We start from the raw sequence: 19,714 nt of genomic DNA, 5'->3' as shown, positions 1-19,714 counted from the left end.
CCTATAATTCCCCCTAAAAATAACTAGACAAAGGTACTAAATAAGATTTGAAAGATCAAGATGTATGGACGCGTAGCTGAGGGAACGCAAAGCCAATGCCCTCTCGGTTGAAGACCATATAAATCTCCCGATTGATGTCCCAATACAACTGCCAATACTCTTCGGTGTGGCACCACCCTCGTAAGAATATATCTACGGAGCTGGCACTCAGTTTGCTAAGAGCTACCTGATGGGCCGGCTCGGGTAGGATGCGTCTTTCGTTAATGGCAATTTGTTCTAGGAGCGCGCGTACTCGTTCGTAGTCGGTGTTATACTCTACATTCACCACCCATTCGCAGCGTCTCAGTTTCATTTCGCTGTAATTGAAGAGGGCGTCGCTTGTGATTTTGGCATTGGGGATATAGATGGACTTATTGTCCACTGTAGTAAGAGTGGTAAAGAAGATGGCGACACGGCTTACAATCCCTTCTACTGTACCCGTAGAGATGTAGTCGCCTACCCGGAAGGGGTGCGTAATCAATATGATAACGCCGCCGGCCAGGTTTTGCAGTTGCCCACTGAGCGAAGCCCCGATAGTAACTCCGGCAGCAGCCATAAGAGCGGCAAATGATACGGGGGCTACCCCTAGGGCATTAATGGCGGCAACCACTACGGCAATGAGTAGGATTACCTTGAGAATAGAATGGAGGAATCCACGTACAGCAGCTTCTAGTTTACGGCGTTCCATGGCACGATCTGCCACCCGAAGTAGCCACTTTACAATGAGGCGTCCTACATAAAATATAAGCACCGCGATTAGGACGCGGACGCCAAAATTGATGGCTTTCTCTAGCCAGTCTGAGAGAAGCCCCCCGTAGTCGATGTTTGTCAATTTATCGGGAGTTAGCACCTCTGTAATGGGAGGAGCCGCTGTGGCAGTTGTGTCTATAATGGGTGGAATAGCGGGCATATCTAACGTTGTTTAGAGGTCAGAAGGAGGGGTATTACTAATGGTAATGGCAGCAAGACGCGCTTTTTGTCGGGGTGTAATGTGGGCAGGGAGACAAGAAGCCGGGAACAAAAGAGTGTGACCACATGGCAGCTCTACTTCGTAGCCGGAGCAGTCTCTGACCGATACACTTCCCTCTAGAGCGACAAAAACGACGCACTCGTTCTCTCCCGAGGGAGGCATGTAGCATAGGGGTTGGGTGAGCGGAAGGGTGGAGAATACGAAGTAGGGAGTTTCTAGCAGTACATTGACTTGGTTAGGCTCCTCGTGGTAATCAATGCGATAGGGCGGGGTGGCATCGAAGTCGAGAGCTCTCTCTGCGGCTTTGAGGTGTAGAGGACGTTTCTCTCCGGCACTATCTAGACGATTGTAGTCGAAGATGCGGTAGGTTACGTCCAAGGCTTGTTGCACCTCTAAAATAAAAGAGCCTGCCCCGATGGTGTGAATGCGCCCTGCCGGGATATAAAAGAGATGACCGCGAGCGATGGGGTCATAGCGGAGAAGGTCCGTAATACAGCCGCTTTTAATGGCTTGTTGGTACTGCTCTTGAGTTGTAGAGGCGGCAAATCCTGCCGAGAGACGAGCTCCTTTTGTTGCATCTACAATGTACCACATTTCGCTTTTCCCGTGAGGGAGCCCAAGAGAGGGGGCTAAAGCGTCCGACGGATGCACCTGTACTGACAGATCCTCACGGGCATCAATAAACTTGATGAGGAGGGGAAAGCGCGTGCCGTAGCGGCTGTAATGCTTTTCTCCTAGGATAGAACGCCCGGCTTGTTGCATCAGTTCTGTGAGAGAAACTCCTGCCAAAGGGCCCTCTAGTACCACAGAAGTATGCCCCTCCATGGGTGACAGCTCCCAACTCTCTCCTATCGCTCTGGGCTCGCTTAGGATGCCTTTGTAGGGCGCAATGCGGTAACCACCCCACAGTACGGGGCGGAAGATCGGGGCAAAGCGCAGAGGATAGAGAGGAGTATTCATCCAATCAAATAGGAAAATTTAGGTGTCGTACACCTGTTTATGGATTGTTTTCGCGCGGATTGTTGGCGCCATTAGTCCGATTTTTAGCTTTAATGGCATCGCGCTTTCGCAGTACAAAGTAAAGTACGATAGGGAGGAGCAGTGAACCTCCGAGGATAAGGTAAAAATCCCAAGAGGGGACAATACGCTCTTTGAGCAGGGCATAGAGGGCAATCCCTATTACCCATAACTCTAATCCTATGACGAGTAGGAGCGTGCGTTTTTGGGAAGGTAAGGATGACTTGACCATAACTCCTAAAGCTAAAAGGGTTTAGCCGCGTATTTTGTGTTCCATCTCAAAGGGGATAATCATAGACAGCTCTACAAAGCCCATGTATTTTCCTTCTTCGTACCAAGGAATTTGATAGATGAGCTTTTTCTTTCCCTTCTTTTCTATGGTGTACACATGCTTCTCGCCGTTCTCCATCATACGCACGAGCAGAGAACGTGCGGGCTCGGGGTGGCAGTCAAGAATGTTCTTTCCCATCAAGTCTGTCCCGGGCTTTTGGTTTACCTCTTTGCTTTGGTTATTCATGTAGATGATGCGTCCCTCGCGGTCGCATACGGTCATCGCAATGTCTGCTTCTTTTAGGAAATCTATCATAAGGCTACTATGGCTCTCTATGGGTTTTGTCTTAATTGTGGTGGTAGGGTTCGTTGTTTAGTATAGTAAGAGCACGATAGAGTTGCTCTACGGCAAGGAGGCGAATCATATTATGAGTGAAGGTAAGGCGACTAAGAGACAGACGCTGAGGGATGGCGTTGTACACCTCTTGTGAAAAACCAAAAGGCCCTCCTACCACCCACGTCCAACGCTTGGCGCCGGAGAGCATCTTCTTCTCAAGCAAAGTGGCTAGCTCTTGACTCGTGGGTTCTTTGCCCTTTTCGTCGAGTAAAACCACCTCGTCGCTGGGCTTTATCCGTCGTAAGATTTGCTCGCCCTCTAGCTGTTTGAGTCGTGCTAGGTCATAACGAGTTTGCCCTCCCGATATGTTGGGGATTACCTCTATTTCAAAGGGGATGTAATGAGAGATGCGCCCACAATACCCCTCAATGAGAGAGGAGAGTAGACGATCTTCTGTAGGTCCCACAACGAGGAGGCGCACTTGCATATACTCTCTCTATCTAGTATACTCTAAGCTAAAAGAGGCAATGCCCCATCTCGTACTGAGTAAGGGCTTGCCTTTTTGTGATGTCTCTATTTTCTTCTCCCTCCGGAGAAGCATTTTCTTTTTTCCTTCCCTGCCTTTGTCGTGGAGGTTAGAAAGGAAGATCGTCGCCTTCGGCAGGAGCGTTAAACTCGCTCTGTGTCTGGGGAGCTACCTGCTGTGCCTGAGAGAATGAGGGGGCTCCTCCGGAGATCCCTTGGGCACCACTGTATCCGTCCATGGGGTTCATAGATGGCTCTGCACCACGCTCTACGCGCCATGCGCGGATGTCTGTATACCAACGGCCATTGAACTCACGGCTCTCAATGTCTACGGAGACGGTAAGGGTTTCTCCCTCTTGGATGGCAAACTCGTCCACCTTATTACCAAAGGCATTGAAGCAGATCTTTTTGGGGTATTGGTCGAAGGTTTCCAATACATATTCTTGCTTTTTCCACTGATTGCCAGCCTTGCTTATCCCTGAAACTTCGGGGAGGACGGCTATAATGCGACCTTGAATTTTTAGATCCATATTCTGTATCCTATTTGTATGAATTTTAGCGAATTGTGGGCATGAAGCCAATGATATGGCGTACTTCTTCGAGTGTCTTACGGGCACTTTCTCGAGCACGTTCTGCTCCCTCACGAGCCACTTTATTAAGGAACTCTTGGTCGCTACTTAGCTCTAGGATGCGTTCGCGGATGGGAGTTGTGAGGGCAACGAGATCCGCAGCGAGCTGAGCTTTGAGGTCGCCATAACGGATAGAGCAATCGTTGTAGGCGGTAAGATAGTGCTGATAGGTCTCTTCGGACGAGGCGATTTTGAGTAGCGTAAACAGATTGGCAATAGGCTCCGGCATTGTGCTATTAGGCTCCGTGGGTCCGCCGTCTGTTACGGCACGTTTCACTTTTTTGGTAAGGGCCTTTTCGTCGTCGATGAGGTAGATGGCGTTTCCTTCGCTCTTGCCCATCTTGCCGGATCCATCGAGCCCGGGTATTTTTATCGCCTTATCTCCAAAGTGCCAGGAGGCCGGTTCGGTAAAGTATTCGGTCTGGTATATCGTATTAAAACGGCGTGCAAACCGACGCGCCATTTCCATGTTTTGCTCCTGGTCTTTGCCTACGGGCACCTTGACGGCCTTGTGGATAAGGATGTCGGCCGCCATCAAAGAGGGGTAGGTGAGTAGCCCTGCATTTACGTTGTTGGGTTGCTGGCGCGCCTTGTCTTTGAAGGAGGTGGTGCGTTCTAGTTCCCCTAGGTAGGCATTCATGTTGAGGTAGAGATACAACTCGAGTACCTCGGGTACATCACTCTGCCGGTAGATGGTTACTTTGTTGGGATCGAGCCCACAAGCGAGGTATTCGGCAAGTATCGTATTGGCACCGCGTACGATGTCTCCAGGGTGGGGATGGGTAGTAAGAGAGTGCCAGTCTGCGATGAAGAAAAAACAATCGTACTCATGCTGCATCTCCAAGAACCCTCGCACAGCCCCAAAGTAATTCCCCAGGTGGAGGTTCCCCGTGGGTCTAATACCACTTACTACTCGTTCCATTATTAGTATGTATTATTCTACAATCTCGTGCAAAGGTAGCAAAATTAGGTGCGTTGTACAATGTTTTCTTTTTCCCTTTTTGGAGAGACCTGAATACAAAACACCCTCAAAAGATCTGCTCTCTTGAGGGGGGCTCACTAAACAACTATATAACAACTTTTATTTGGAGCGGAAAACGAGACTCGAACTCGCGACCCTAACCTTGGCAAGGTTATGCTCTACCAACTGAGCTATTTCCGCAGGTAGGAGACCGTCAAAAGTCGTGATGCTCTCCGTATTGCTGCTGCAAAGGTAATGCAAATAAATTCTTCTGACCAAATTTTGAGCAAGATATCTCGGTTTAAAAGAGGTTGTGTTCCCATTCGGTAGCGGACTATTTCAGAAGTCCTTCGAGGGAAGCCTTTGTAGCCTGCTAGATGGTTTGGAAAATCCTTCAGGTGAAAAAGCAAAAAAACACAGCTAAAAAGTACTTCCGTTTTTGGCTGAGAAATTTTTGATTTTAGGCTAGAAGTCAAAAATTTTTTGCCCTGTGGATTTTTTATTTTCGGGCAACGTTTTTGCCCCCATGGGGGAGGCTGTCGATTTTTCCCAAGGACTGCCTTTTGGTCGGGCTGCCTGTGGAGTATCGGCAATATGGCGAGTTATTACTATTTTTGCACGAGATATACTACAACGTACAACTGAAGATAGAGATGACTAACGACCCTTCTACAAAGAGATTTAAGCGTACCCTTGTTACAACTGCGCTCCCTTATGCCAATGGACCTGTGCATATAGGTCACCTTGCCGGTGTGTATGTTCCTGCGGACATCTACGTGCGCTACAAACGAATGCGAGGAGAGGAGGTGTTGTTTATTGGGGGGTCTGATGAGCACGGAGTGCCCATCTCTCTCAAAGCCAAAGCCGAGGGCATCACACCTCAGCAGGTGGTAGATCGCTATCACACGCTCATCAAGGAGTCGTTTGAGCAGTTCGGTATCGATTTCGATATCTACTCTCGCACCTCTAGTCGTGTGCACGCCGAAACGGCATCTCAGTTCTTCCGCACTCTCTACGATAACCATAAATTTATAGAGCGTACGAGTGAGCAGTACTACGATCCTAAGGCAGAAGCCTTTTTGGCCGACCGCTATATCGTGGGAACTTGCCCCCATTGTCACAAACCCGGTGCCTATGGAGATCAATGTGAGTCTTGCGGTACATCTCTTAACGCGACTGACCTCATCGATCCCCAAAGTACCATCAGTGGAGCAAAGCCCGAGCTGAGAGAGACGACCCATTGGTACCTGCCTTTGGATCGCTACGAAGATTGGCTTCGTGAGTGGATACTCGATGGACACAAAGAGTGGAAGAGCAATGTATATGGTCAGTGTAAGAGCTGGATTGATATGGGGTTGCAGCCACGCGCGGTGAGCCGAGACCTTGATTGGGGAATCCCCGTTCCCGTGGAGGGAGCCGAAGGTAAGGTGCTGTACGTTTGGTTTGACGCCCCCATCGGTTACATTAGCAATACAAAAGAGCTTCTTCCCGAGACGTGGGAGACGTGGTGGAAAGACTCGGAAACTCGCCTTATCCACTTCATTGGTAAGGATAATATCGTTTTCCATTGCATCGTCTTCCCTGCCATGCTTAAGGCTGAGGGGAGCTACATTCTCCCCGACAATGTGCCGGCTAACGAATTCTTGAACCTCGAAGGGGACAAGATTTCCACGAGTCGGAATTGGGCAGTTTGGCTGCACGAGTATTTGCAAGAGTTCCCCGGCAAAGAGGATGTTTTGCGCTATGTGCTTACGGCTAATGCGCCCGAGACAAAAGATAATGACTTCACTTGGCGAGACTTCCAAGCCCGTAACAACAATGAATTGGTAGCCATCTATGGCAACTTTGTGAACCGTGCCGTTGTGCTTACCCACAAGTATTTTGAGGGGAAAGTGCCCGAGATGGGAACGCTTACAGAGTATGACCAAGCAACTTTGCAGGAGGTGGCCGATTTGGTGCCGCACCTTGAGCGTCATCTTGATGAGTTCCACTTCCGCGATGCTCTGCGTGATGCGATGCAGATTGCACGTATTGGGAATAAATATCTTGCCGATACCGAGCCTTGGAAGGTGGCAAAAACGGATCTCTCGAGGGTGGCTACTATTTTGCATGTTGCCCTCCAGATCTCGGCGAATCTGTCTATTGCTTTTGCGCCTTTCCTCCCCTTTAGTACCCGTCGTTTGCTCGATTTGCTTCGTGTTGTTCCCTTCGATTGGAGCAGTTTGGGGCGTGCCGATTTGCTCGCGCCCGGGCATCAGCTGGCCGAGCCTTTCCTCCTATTCGAGAAGATAGAGGATGCCGCTATTGATGCCCAGATGCAGAAACTTGCTGCCGCCAAGGCTGCCAATGATGAGGCCAAGCGTAAGGCTGAACCCATTGCCGAGAACACAACCTTCGACGATTTTATGAAGATGGACCTTCGTGTCGGACGTGTTTTGGAGTGCGTTAAGGTGCCTAAGAGCGACAAATTGCTCCGCTTCCGCTTAGACGATGGACTCGAAGGGCGTACCATTGTTTCGGGCATTGCCAAATATTACGAACCCGAAGAGTTGATGGGTAAGAACCTTGTTTTCATTGCCAACTTCCCCCCACGTAAGCTCATGGGGATTGAGTCGCAGGGGATGATCCTCTCGGCTGTGGATTATAAGACAGAACGCCTCCAAGTAATGATTGTGAGCGATGATATTGCTCCGGGTAGTCGCTTGGGGTAAGCACTACTCGGCTCTAAGTTGTCTCTCCAAGTTTAAGCTTTTATTCTTTTATGCAGCTGTCAAACAGATATATTGCACGTCTCGTCTCTTTGGGAGTTTTGCTCCTTTCTCTTGTGGCTTGTAGCCCCAAAGGGGAGGAGACGATAACGTTACACATCTTGCATACTACGGATGTGCATGGCAATTTCTTGCCTTTCGACTATGTGAAGGAATGCCCCACGACCGGCTCTATGGCTCGTCTTGCTTCTTATGTGGGAGCCTTGCGAGCTGAGGGAGAGCAGCCTATCCTATTGGATGGGGGAGACCTATTGCAGGGAGAGCCTATTACCTATTACTACAATTATGTAGACACCACAACAAAGCACGTTGCGGCTCGTATGCTCGACTACTTGCAGTACGACGCGATGGCTGTGGGCAACCACGATGTAGAGACGGGGCACCGCGTGTACGACCGCTTTGTAAAGGAGACTACATGTCCTCTCTTGTCTGCCAATATTTTACGAGACCCCAAAAATCCTGAGGCAACCTACTTTACGCCCTATACAATGGTAGAGCGTAGTGGAGTACGTATTGCCATCCTAGGGCTTACCACTCCGGCTATCCCTCAATGGCTCCCTAGTGAGCTTTACGAAGGGATGTACTTTGCCGATGGGCTAGAGACGGCGCGCCATTGGCTCCCAATTATCCAAAAAAAGGAAAACCCCGATGTGGTCATTGCCTTGCTACATGCGGGGCGCGTGGATAAAGAGGGGGAGAGCAATGAAAACTTTGCTACTGCTCTTGCGGATTCCGTTGCAGGTATCGATCTCATACTCTATGGGCACGATCACCAGCAGCACGCCGAGCAGCGTGTAAACCCCAAGGGTGATTCTATTTTCATCATCAACCCTGCTAATCATCTCGATAGGGTGAGTGATGTCTCCATTACGTTGCACAAGAAGGATGGCAAGGTGGTCAGTAAGAGGGTCGAAGCTCGCTTTACGGAGCTGGATGCCTACGACCCGGATGAGGAGTTTATGAAGCAGTTTGCTCCCGATGCTACAGCTCTTGAGCACTTCGTTAAGCAGCCTGTTGTCAACCTCCTTACGGCGATCCGCACGGAGGATGCTCTGTTTGGCTTTTCGGATTACCTTGCCTTGATACATGATATTCAACTCACCATTACAGGGGCAAAGATCTCCTTTGCAGCTCCCCTCTCTGTTACCCAAACGCTTCCGCGAGGGGAACTAACGATGGGGCGGATGTTTGCTTTCTACCCTTATGAAAACTACCTCTATGTGATGAAGTTATCGGGGCAGGAGATCAAAGATTATCTGGAGTATTCTTATAGCCACTGGGTGAATCAAATGAAGTCGGCAAGTGACCATATCCTTCTATTGGAGGAAAATGCGGATTCTTCTTCCCGATTCAAAACAAAATACCCCACGTTCAATTTTAGTAGTGCTGCGGGGATTGACTATACAGTGGACGTGAGTAAGCCCGCAGGTCAGCGCGTCAAAATAGAGAAGATGTCGTCGGGAGAGCCTTTCCTTTTGGATGATATTTACACAGTCGCTCTCAATAGTTATAGAGGGAATGGCGGAGGCGGCTTGCTTACAAAAGGGGCAGGTATCCCCAAGGATCAGCTGGCAGATCGCATTCTCTGGTCTACGATAAAAGAGGTGCGTACCTATATGATCGATATTTTACGCTCCAGAGGCTCAGTTCTTCCTCCTCTTGCTGCTCGTCCTAATTGGCACTTTGTTCCGGATTATTGGGCTGAGAGTGCCATCGTTGCAGATCGGCAATTCCTCTTCGGTAAGCAGTAATTTTTTTTTCCATTGCGCTGTGGCTAATGCACTAAAAGGTCTGGTAAAAGACACTGCCGTATATGGTTTGTCCAGTATTTTGGGGCGCTTCCTCAACTGGGCTTTAACCCCGCTCTATACCCGTGTTTTGGTCTCCACAGGAGAGTTTGGTGTGCAAACCAACCTCTACGCCTGGACGGCTCTTCTTATGGCTATCCTTACCTATGGTATGGAGACCGGCTTTTTCCGATTTGTAAATAAGGAGCCCAATCCTCAGCAGGTCTACTCTACAACCCTTATCTCGCTGGGGACTACCTCCTCGCTCTTTGCCCTCTTGTCCCTTCTCTTTTTAGCCCCGATTAGTTCGCTATTGGGGTATGCCAATCGGAGCGACTTGGTGGCAATGCTCATCTTTATTATCGCCACAGATGCCTTTATGGCAATCCCCTTTGCCTACCTTCGTTACAAGAATCGCCCTTGGCGTTTTGCTACCATAAAACTGACTTTTATCGTTCTTTCCATTGGGCTTAACCTCTTCTTTTTCTTGGTTTGCCCTTGGATTTGGAGAGTCGCTCCCGAGTTGATCTCTTGGTTTTATGACCCCGAGTTTGGCGTTGGGTACATATTTGTTTCCAATCTCATCGGAAATGGCGTTATCTTTTTGATGCTGCTGCCGTATATATTGCCCGCAGGATGGCATTTTTCATCACCCCTGCTCCGTCGGATGCTTGCCTATTCGTTGCCTCTTCTCCTCTTGGGAATTGCCGGGATCTTCAATCAAATGGCAGACAAAATACTCTTCCCGATTATTCTTACTGACCGCGTGGAGGCTGAGGCACAGCTCGGAATCTATAGCGCTTGCTTCAAGATTGCTATGGTCATGGTGATGTTTACACAGGCCTTTCGCTACGCATACGAACCCTTCGTCTTCAACAAAAGAGAGGGAGATGAGGCTGAGAGACGACGCTCGTACGCCTTGGCTATGAAATACTTCCTCATCTGTAGCCTATTCGTTTTTGTGGGCGTAATGGCGGGGATGGAGGTCTTGCAGTATCTCGTGGGTGCCGACTATCGGGAGGGCTTGAAGGTAGTGCCTCTGGCCATGTGGGGCGAACTGATGATGGGGGTTTACTTCAACCTCTCGCTCTGGTATAAGCTCGTAGACAAAACTTGGTGGGGGGCTCTAATCTCCTCTTTGGGGTGCCTCTTTACCATTGTCATCATCTGTTGGGGGGTACCTCGCTATAGCTATATGGCTTGTGCTTGGGCAAGTGCCATCAGTAATACAGTGATGGCTGTTGTATGTTATTTGCTCGGACAGAAATATTATAAGGTAGAATATGAACTAAAAAATGCTCTATTCTATTTTATAATAGCAGGTATTGCAGTAGCTATCGTTGCCCTGAACCATCGCTATATAGCCCCTGTGATGCCGTGGCTCATGTGGGCTGTGAATATAGCAGTAGTGGGAGCTTTTCTTTTTATCGTTATCAAAAAGGATGTGCCCCTTAGGGCTATCTTACAACGGATTAGGAGATAATTATGACTAATGAACCCAAAGGGCGAGACGACGAAGATCTCGACGAAATTTTCCCCGATAAGACTCCGGAGGCTCCCAAAGATAGGAGAGAAGAGATACGAGAGTATCTTGCTAATCTTTTTGACTTCCGCTCCGATAAGGAAGACGACTTCAACACCCTAGAAATGGTGCGTGCGGACGTGGACTTCCGGGGTACGAAGCTTTGGATTCTCATTTGTGCCATTTTTGTTGCCTCTCTTGGGTTGAATACCAACTCCACGGCGGTGATCATTGGTGCGATGCTTATATCGCCCCTTATGGGGCCGATCATTGGCTTTGGTACAGCTCTTGGTATCTACGACTTTGAGTTGCTCAAGAAGTCTCTTCGCAACCTAGGTCTAACGACCCTCTTTAGTGTACTTACTGCCACTATTTATTTTATCCTGACTCCTATTACCGACTCGGGGAGCGAGCTCCTAGGACGTACCCAACCCAATATCTATGATGTGCTTATCGCCTTCTTTGGTGGTGCGGCAGGGATGATTGCGGCAAGTACCAAAAGCAAAGGGCAAGTGCTCCCAGGAGTGGCTATTGCTACGGCTCTTATGCCTCCGCTCTGTACCGCCGGATATGGTATTGCCACATGGCAGTGGCACTTCTTCTTTGGGGCTTTTTACCTGTTCCTCATCAACTCTGTTTTTATCGCATTGGCTACCTATCTCATGGTGCGACTTTTGCGTTTCCCCAAAAAAGTTTTCCTTGATAAGGAGCGTGGACGCAAGGTGCATCGCATCCTCATTACTATTGCCATTTGTACCATTCTCCCTTCGTTGTATTTGAGCGTTGGCTTGGTGCGAGATAGCATTTTTACGCGCAATGCCAAGTCGTTTGTGGAGAAAGAGCTTTCACTCACGAGCACACAAGTGGTTAAGTATAACCTCGGAACGCAGGATGGGGTGAGGGTGCTAGATGTTGTCCTTTTGGGGCAACCCCTAGAGAATTCTGAGATAGATAGTTTGCAAGGTCGCCTCAAGGATTACGGACTTGCAGGCACTCAGCTTCTGATCCATCAGGGCTTTGAAGATAAAACAGACCTAGGAGAGTTGAGGAGTACCGTACTCAAAGACCTCTACGAAAATAGTGATGCCATTATACAGCGGCAGCGGCAGGAGATCGACTCCCTCAAGCAAATTATTGCAAGAAGGGACTACTATGATGAGCTTGAAGGCTCGGTAGTAGAGGAGATGAAGTCGCTCTTCCCCGGCGTGGAAAAGGCCTTTTTGGTGGTTCCGGTTCAGACGAAAAACTCGGTTGATAGTACGCTCAATGTGGTAATACGTCCTCGCATGGGTAGCGTCCTCTCCGGAGCTGAGCAGCAAAAGATGATTGCATGGCTCTCGGCTCGTACTAAGGCCAAATCCATCGATCTAATCATAGAAAGTCGAAAGAAATAATCGTTAATAATAAATTCTCATGAAGCTAAAAAGAATTCTACTCTCAGTAGCTCTTCTCTGTGGCATCGGCACAACGGCGATGGCAGACAAGGGGATGTGGCTACTCAATGAGCTCAATCAGCAGAACTACGAACGCATGAAGGAGCTGGGCTTTAAGTTGTCTCCCGAGCAGCTCTATAGCCTTGGTCAGCCCAGTGTGGCAAGTGCTGTCGTGATATTTGGTGGGGGCTGTACAGGTATTACGGTATCTAACGAAGGTCTTATCTTCACCAACCACCACTGTGGTTTTGGTGCTATCCAGAGCCAAAGTACGGTAGATCATGACTACCTCCGTGATGGTTTCCGCTCTAATAATCATGCTGAAGAACTCCCTATCCCGGGGCTTAGCGTTCGCTATCTCCGCGAGATTGTGGATGTAACTCCTCGTATCGAAGCTGCCGTAAAAGGAGCTAAGAGCGAAATGGAGCGTATGCAGATCATCGAAGAGTTGAGCCACAAAATCAATGCAGAGTACACCAAGGGCTCTACTGTAGTGGGTGAGGTAACACCTTACTATGCAGGCAACAAGTACTATGTGGTTGTGTACAATGTATTCCAAGACGTGCGTCTTGTAATGGCTCCTCCCAGCTCTGTGGGCAAGTTCGGTGGTGATACCGACAACTGGATGTGGACACGCCATACGGGCGACTTTAGCGTCTTCCGTGTGTATGCTGATGCCAACAACAATCCTGCACTTTACAGCCAAAACAACAAGCCCTACAAGCCTATTTCGTATGCACCGGTTTCCCTCAATGGCTATCGTGAAGGTGACTATGCTATGACTATCGGCTTCCCCGGAAGCACAAACCGTTATCTCACTTCTTGGGGGGTAGAAGATGTAGTAAATAACGAAAACTCTCCCCGTATTGAGGTGCGTGGCATCAAGCAAGCTATCTGGAAAGAAGCCATGGAAGCCGACCAAGCAACACGCATCAAGTACGCTAGCAAATATGCCCAAAGCTCCAACTACTGGAAGAACTCTATTGGGATGAATCGTGGGCTGAAGAACCTTGACGTAGTAAACCGCAAGCGTGCCGAAGAAAAGGCTTTCGAAGCATGGATTGCCAAGAACAATTCGCAAAGCACCTATGGCCATATCCTTCCCGGTCTTAAGGCTGATTATGCTAAGAGTGCTGCTATCTCCAAAGACATCAACTACCTATACGAAACACTTTGGGGCGGAACGGAGATTGTTCGTTTGGCTCGTGATGTGAATTCTGTAGGCCGTATCCAAGCAGCAGACATGCCTAAGTATAAGGGCCGTCTCGAAGAGCTTTACAAAGACTATCTCCCCTCTCTCGATGTGAAGGTACTCCCCGCCATGCTCGACATTGTACGTCAGCGTGTAAGTGCAGATTGTCAGCCCGATATCTTCAAGTTCATCGATAAGAAGTTCAAGGGTAGCACAGAAAAGTATGCTCAGTACGTATTCGAGAAGAGTATCGTACCCTATGCTGATAAGGTAAAAGACTTCCTCAACCTCCCTGCCGACAAGCAGAAAAAGATCTTGGATAACGACCCCGCTGTTGCTCTTTTCAATAGCGTACTCCCTGCCATTATGCAGGCACAAGGCAAAGCTGAGGAGATGATGCTGAATATCGAGAAGGGTAAGCGTGAATACTTCGCTGCCTCTCGCATTATGGATCCTAACCGTCAGATGCCTTCTGATGCGAACTTTACCATGCGTATGAGCTACGGCTCTATCAAGGGGTATGCTCCCAAAGATGGTGCTTGGTACAATTACTATACAACGGAACAAGGGGTATTTGAGAAGCAAGATCCTACAAGTAGCGAATTTGCCGTACAACCCGAGATCCTCTCTCTCCTCCGTAGCAAAGACTTTGGTCAGTATGGCGTTGGTGATCACCTCCGTCTCTGCTTCCTCTCAGACAACGACATTACCGGTGGTAACTCTGGTAGCCCCGTCTTCAATGGCAATGGCGAGTTGATCGGTCTTGCTTTCGACGGTAACTGGGAAGCTATGAGTGGGGACATTGAGTTCGAACCCGACCTACAACGTACCATTAGCGTAGATATTCGCTATGTACTCTTTATGATCGATAAGTGGGCTAAGATGCCTCACCTTATCAAGGAACTCAACCTCGTAAAGGGTGCACAACGCGATCTAATGCCTGCGGATAAGGGCGGCAATTGTTCCCACAAGAAGGCTCAGACTTGTGCTAAGAAAGAGGAGTGCAGCAAGGAAAAGAAGAGTGCTGAAAAGTCGGCTGCTTGCACCACTGCAGTGAAAGATGGCAAGGCCTGCAAAACTGAAAAAGCTTGTGCTACCGGTCAAAAGTCCGCTGAAAAGAAAGCGAATTGCTGCTCTACGATGAAGGATGGTAAGCCTTGCACTGCCGACAAAGATTGCGCTAAAACGGGTAAGCCCTGTTGTGCTACAGGTAAGGCAGCCGCTGAAAAGAAAGCGAATTGCTGCTCTACGATGAAGGATGGTAAGCCTTGCACTGCCGACAAAGATTGCGCTAAAACGGGCAAGCCCTGTTGTGCTACGGGTAAGGCAGCCGCTGCAAAGAAGGAAAATAGCTGCTCTACGATGAAGGATGCTAAGCCTTGTGCCGGTGACAAAGATTGCGCTAAGTCTGGTAAGGCTTCTTGCGAAAAGAATAAGGCAGCTGCTGCAAAGAGCACAAATAGCTGCTCTAAGATGAAGGATGGTAAGCCTTGTACCGGTGACAAAGATTGCGCTAAGTCTGGTAAGGCTTGTTGCGAAAAGAATAAGGAAGCTGCTGCAAAGAAAGTGGCTAAGAAATAATCATCTTACTCTCATAGCCTGAGGGCGAGACGATTAAAGATAAGGGGTGATAGGCATTGCCTATCACCCCTTTTTTGTTCCCAACGCCCGCCTAGGGGGCTTTCCTTCACCACGTCGTCCTTTCTTGTGAAGGTAGTGGTGAAAGTATATATGGGTTTAGGTGTTTCTAACCTTAGAGAGCCGGGAGCTTACGTGTGAGAGTAGAGCCATCAGCCAAATGCACTCTGAGTAGCGTTACAGACTGACAATGAACACGATCTACAACGAACCCTAGAGCATTTACCCCTTCGTCCATCGTAAGCTGTTTCCCATCTACTCCATACAGAGTATAGCCCTGTACGCTTACGGCACTCTCTACTCGATAGCCTTCCTCACCGGGGATAACGCGAAGTAGATCGCCTGCTGTATGAGGAGAGGTTACCGACTTCACCCCGGGGTACTCCATGCGAAGCTCGAAGCGAGTACCTTCGTTTGCACCATTCTGATAGGTGTAATGCGGATCCGCGATGAGGTCATGCTCACGACGCGTGGCGCGGTCGTAGAGAGAGACGCGGGTAAATAGGTTGCTCGTGATAGAGGAGAAGTCTAATTCGATAGTGCCCATCAGTGAGCTATGTACCCCCATAGGTACAACACTGAGAGAAGCTCCCGATTGGATTATGTTGGGGGTACCTACTTCGGTATCCACAAAGTAAACCGTAGGCACTTCGTCAATGGTCGGATAGAAGAGTGCCGGTGCCGGTGATAGCTCCGTGTCGGGGAGCAAAATAGATTCTCCACCCTGTCCTGCACTATTCGTTGCCACTACGGATACCCTGCGCACGGGGTCGCTTGAGTTCGTCGTGAGGCTTTTTAGAGTCCAATCCTTATTAGGAGCGAGGAGTACATTCTTATCGCCCTCAGTCGGGAAGAGAAGAGCTCCGGTTGCTTTTTTCTTGATCACAACGGCTTGAAGCGGAAGGATCTCTTTCTGCAAGGTGCTAGCCGGAGAAGTAACTCCCTTGTAATAAGCCTTCCACGTATTATCCGTAAAGATGTAGTAGTAGGGCTCGATGAGGGTAGTATTCACCTCTACCAGCTTATCGAAGTCGATCGCACTCATAAAGGGATTGCCCACCATGCGCAGCTCAGAATAGGTATCACCCGTAAGTTGGAAGGCATATCCCTCTACAGAGGAACCTGCCACCGTGATTGCCCCGATTGCCTTATTGCTACTCGTCTCGAAAACAAAGCGGAAATCCTCCTCCGGGTTACGAACATAACTATCTACCCTACCCATAGGCGCAAGAGTAGCCATATAGTAGTAGCGGAATACTGAAGTGCTGGATGCATCAATGTATTTGTGGAGGGGATAATGAGCATCCACGTTTCTATTGAGATAGTAAGGAATTCGGATAATCCCATTGAGCCCATTAAGGTTCTTGTGGTCCTTATACCCCACCTTACTTGTATTATAACCTGCCACCTTGAGGGCAATAGCATGGTTAAATGCATCCATGTTTTCCTTCAACGTATTCACAGGCTTCTCAAAAGAGCCCTCAGTAAGACCGGAAGGATCGGAGAGCCCGGACTTGAAGTGACGCTGGAAGGTCATAGGATAACCTGCCAAGCCAAAGTCGCCTGAGAGGATATTCTTGAGCGGAGTGGCTAGCATGTACCAGCGGTCACGAGCCATTAAACGCTTATCGCTTCGGGGGAAGTGAGCTTCGGCATGATGTGTAAGCGAGCCATCAGGTTGCACCTTCCCAAAGTTGTAATCCACATAGGCGTGGCTATAGCGAAGTAATTGAGGACGCCCGAGCTGACTTCCATAGTGAAAGTAGACATCGTTACACTCTGCTGCTCCATAGGTACCTTGTACCGAAATTGCAGGATCTAGGTTGGGATAATAGTTATCAACTTCGGAAGGAATATGTACCGTAGTACAGGCGGCAGGGATGGCATTAACAGTAACACCATTGACGTTCCTCCAATTGTTTTTATCATACCAATTACCATTGGCAGCATCAGATGCCCACCAAAGAACGGGAGGAGCAACCGAGAGATCAAAGTCTATGGTAATGGTAGTGGGTGCTCCCTCACAAATCACATTAGTAGCCTCGAGTCTGTAGTGTCCTGAGTGCTTTGTTGCTTCACTATGAGCAATCTCGGCTACACGCCCTGTAAGAGTAGAACCATCTGGCAAATGCCATGTATAGACAACTAAGCCTCCCAAAGAGATAGCTTCGAGCGTAATAGGCTCCCCTTCGCAATACTTTGTCTTGAGACGTGTAGTACGTACAACACTCGTCGAACTCAAGTCATAGAGAGAGATGGGCGTGCCATTCTTATTATCATTAAGACACTTACGGTCTTTGAGGTAGAGTAAATAGTTATCCTCAGTAATAGGAGTAGTTGGCTTTAATTCGATGGCAATAGTCCCTCCAGAAGCTGCGAGGTCTACATCTTGCAAAGAGGCTACAGGGGCACCTCCACTAAGCGGGCGAATCTCTACATCTAGATGCCCTACATAGTTAAGAGGCTCAATATTGAAGAAAGCATACGTACCCGATGGACACTTATACCCCACATAAGTATCTCGATTATACGAAAGATTCGCATTGTTAAGGTCGACTACAGATGTGGGGAGACAGGTCTCACTAGTATAATATTGATGCCAAGAAACTTTAAAAGTTAGCTCTCCCTGGGCCAAAGGCATGTCAAAATAAATATCCTCAGGCTTGACCGTGCTCGTACTAACAGGTGCTTGTAGATAGTCAGACTTTACGTAAGAAGAACCATTAAATACACGTACATCGCTTGAATTTAATCCGCTGGGGTACTTTGTGATCTTAACTAGGGGGGTATCATACGAAACTCCATTTTTAAGAAGAATGTCCGTATGCCCCCCTGCAAATGGATAGATACGTATGCGGCCACACTCTTTAATAGCAACCTTAGGCTTCAGTGTCTTCGGGCCTGCAGAATACTTATCGACTGTACTGACAAGGGTAATCTTAAGTTCTTTTGTACGCCCACAAGGATCCTTTATGTCGAAGAGATATTCTCCCGCCGGTAGAAGAATGTACTGAGTGCTTCTATGAGGGAATGCCTGATGGGTAGGATTTTCGGATGCAAAAGGCCAAAAGAAATTTTTCCCAAAGCCCTCGGGAACCTCAAAAGGAACTCCAACTCGCAAGGAGTGTATAAAGGGCGGCGTATAACTATCCGGAGCCTTTTTCAGAGTGATTGTATAGCCATCTAATGCAATAGTCTGTGTAGTGGTTCCTGTTCGTACGATTGCCTGGATATAGACCCTATTCATCCGAGTCCCTTCACAATAATTCTCAGAGGTCTGTGTGTAAATATAGGTCTCTGGAAGTAAGGATGGAATATTGTATTTGATCTTATCTCCATTACCATCTTCGTAGGTGAAGACATAGTCTTTCCCGCGAGAAAAAGTTGTTTGTAGTTCTATTGCAGTATTGCTATTCTTGTTTTCAAGAGCAAGGGTTATCGTCTCGAGGATTACATTAGGATGGTCTTTCTCTGTAACTGTCACTTTTATGGGAGGACAAAAATCATATTGATAATAATCATTTAAATAGAGCTTGCGCTTATAGTCAACGCAAGGCCCTGCAGACTCGTCAATGAGATGAGTAACCCAAGCATCATTTCTAAAATAATCTAAGGCATAAGCTTGCATCTGATTCGTATTCTTCAGACGATAAGCAAACCAAAGCTTATTTCTACTATCTCCTCTAGCCATCTTATACCAGGAGCTACCCTCGGGGACCTTGAAGCACAAGGGATAAGATCCTGCTATAAAAGCGACAACGTTAGAACCATCTAGCGTCCTAGGGATTGTTCTGATATCATACCAAGTAAGAGAATTATTGGCATCTAAATCGGCCTTTGTCGCAAATGTGAAGTCGTAATACTTGGCAATGGTATCTATCGAAGAGTAATAAGGGAAATTACTATTGGTCGGATTCCAAACTCGATACCATCCACAATGGTCTCGTATAGGGATAAGGTCGTTATCCGCAATATTGGGATAGAAGCTTGTAGCCGTAGTTGTCACCTTGATCTCCACAGCGGGATAAGAGATACACTCGTCTGATAGCTGTACTTGATATTCTCCGGCAGGAAGATCGTAAAAATACATCCAAGAGCTAGTCGCGGGATAAGTAAACTGTGTGTAACCAGTATAACCACTAGGAGTTTTAAGAAGCTTCGCAGTATAATGCTTTGCACTCCCGTTAACAGCTCGCAAACCTATCATTCCCGTAGGAGAAGAATAGTCTTTAAGAGTAGGTCGCTCTTCTTTAATGGAAATTGCGGGCATGCGATAGCTTGAGATCACTTTGATCCCCGGATGACTCACCACTACTTTATTCCCATTAGTAAAAAGCACTTCTACTTTAAGAGTGTAACTCCCCGCAGGTAGCCCTGTTACGATGGGTTGCGTGGTATTTTGACTCGTTACGAGACTATGTGTTTCTTCATTCTCGTAGGTATATACGCAACTCTGTATTGTGTAAAGCGTATTAGTGGAAGTTACCGTACATGTAATCTCGCCGTTACTCTCGCAAGTAGCATGCGTAACTTTAGGTACGATTTTAATATCCGAAGCTTGTTGTGCACGGAGCGGCAAGCTCGAAAGAATGCAGAGAATGGAGAATAGCCCCAAAGAGGCCGACA

12 protein-coding genes, 1 tRNA gene and 1 pseudogene are annotated in these 19,714 nt (G+C 48.1%); 5 read left to right on the top strand and 9 right to left on the bottom strand.

Going from position 1 to position 19,714, the window contains the following annotated elements; translation table 11 throughout:
• Positions 1-55: 55 nt before the first annotated feature.
• The 8 genes from ACTTHR_RS07230 to ACTTHR_RS07195 form a co-directional block, all read right to left on the bottom strand.
• Positions 56-949 carry a mechanosensitive ion channel family protein gene (locus ACTTHR_RS07230; RefSeq protein WP_442605688.1) on the bottom strand — a complete coding sequence of 298 codons (894 nt, stop codon included), beginning with the start codon at positions 947-949 and terminating at the stop codon, positions 56-58.
• Between the two features lie 12 nt (positions 950-961).
• Entirely contained in the window at positions 962-1,969 is a 1,008-nt protein-coding gene (locus ACTTHR_RS07225; RefSeq protein ID WP_442605687.1) for a type I phosphomannose isomerase catalytic subunit, read from the bottom strand.
• Between the two features lie 37 nt (positions 1,970-2,006).
• Positions 2,007-2,258, bottom strand: coding sequence for a hypothetical protein (locus tag ACTTHR_RS07220; protein WP_281677524.1), 252 nt, complete (start codon positions 2,256-2,258; stop codon positions 2,007-2,009).
• A gap of 21 nt (positions 2,259-2,279) precedes the next feature.
• Positions 2,280-2,612, bottom strand: coding sequence for a PAS domain-containing protein (locus ACTTHR_RS07215; protein ID WP_315599247.1), 333 nt, complete (start codon positions 2,610-2,612; stop codon positions 2,280-2,282).
• A 31-nt stretch (positions 2,613-2,643) separates the two neighbouring features.
• Positions 2,644-3,120 (bottom strand): 23S rRNA (pseudouridine(1915)-N(3))-methyltransferase RlmH, encoded by a 477-nt coding sequence (locus ACTTHR_RS07210; protein WP_442605686.1) that lies wholly within the window; start codon positions 3,118-3,120, stop codon positions 2,644-2,646.
• A 148-nt stretch (positions 3,121-3,268) separates the two neighbouring features.
• Positions 3,269-3,688, bottom strand: a complete 420-nt coding sequence (locus tag ACTTHR_RS07205) for a DUF3127 domain-containing protein (RefSeq protein WP_004333644.1) — start codon at positions 3,686-3,688, stop codon at positions 3,269-3,271.
• Between the two features lie 25 nt (positions 3,689-3,713).
• Positions 3,714-4,709, bottom strand: a complete 996-nt coding sequence (gene trpS, locus ACTTHR_RS07200; protein WP_442605685.1) for a tryptophan--tRNA ligase — start codon at positions 4,707-4,709, stop codon at positions 3,714-3,716.
• A 164-nt stretch (positions 4,710-4,873) separates the two neighbouring features.
• A tRNA-Gly gene (locus tag ACTTHR_RS07195) sits at positions 4,874-4,949 on the bottom strand.
• A gap of 452 nt (positions 4,950-5,401) precedes the next feature.
• Here ACTTHR_RS07195 and metG point away from each other — a divergent pair.
• The 5 genes and pseudogenes from metG to ACTTHR_RS07170 form a co-directional block, all read left to right on the top strand.
• A complete protein-coding gene (gene metG, locus ACTTHR_RS07190) occupies positions 5,402-7,459 on the top strand; it encodes a methionine--tRNA ligase (protein WP_442605684.1) in 2,058 nt (685 codons plus the stop codon).
• 50 nt (positions 7,460-7,509) lie between these two features.
• Positions 7,510-9,267 carry a bifunctional metallophosphatase/5'-nucleotidase gene (locus ACTTHR_RS07185; protein ID WP_442605683.1) on the top strand — a complete coding sequence of 586 codons (1,758 nt, stop codon included), beginning with the start codon at positions 7,510-7,512 and terminating at the stop codon, positions 9,265-9,267.
• Positions 9,268-9,286: 19 nt separating this feature from the next.
• The gene (locus ACTTHR_RS07180; protein WP_442605682.1) at positions 9,287-10,786 is read left to right on the top strand and encodes an oligosaccharide flippase family protein; all 1,500 of its coding nucleotides are present in this window, start codon (positions 9,287-9,289) and stop codon (positions 10,784-10,786) included.
• 2 nt (positions 10,787-10,788) lie between these two features.
• Complete coding sequence (locus ACTTHR_RS07175; RefSeq protein WP_424777810.1) at positions 10,789-12,219, top strand: DUF389 domain-containing protein; 1,431 nt, start codon at positions 10,789-10,791, stop codon at positions 12,217-12,219.
• 19 nt (positions 12,220-12,238) lie between these two features.
• A pseudogene (locus ACTTHR_RS07170) lies at positions 12,239-14,368 on the top strand (S46 family peptidase); the annotation flags it as partial.
• A gap of 835 nt (positions 14,369-15,203) precedes the next feature.
• Here the strand turns inward: ACTTHR_RS07170 and ACTTHR_RS07165 are convergent.
• A partial coding sequence (locus tag ACTTHR_RS07165) for a hypothetical protein (protein WP_442605681.1) occupies positions 15,204-19,714 on the bottom strand: 4,511 nt, incomplete at its 5' end.

This window comes from Porphyromonas endodontalis (assembly GCF_052173515.1).
GTDB lineage: Bacteria > Bacteroidota > Bacteroidia > Bacteroidales > Porphyromonadaceae > Porphyromonas > Porphyromonas endodontalis_A.
The sequence above is the reverse complement of the archived record's forward strand: the minus strand, read 5'-3'. Positions and strand labels throughout refer to the sequence as shown.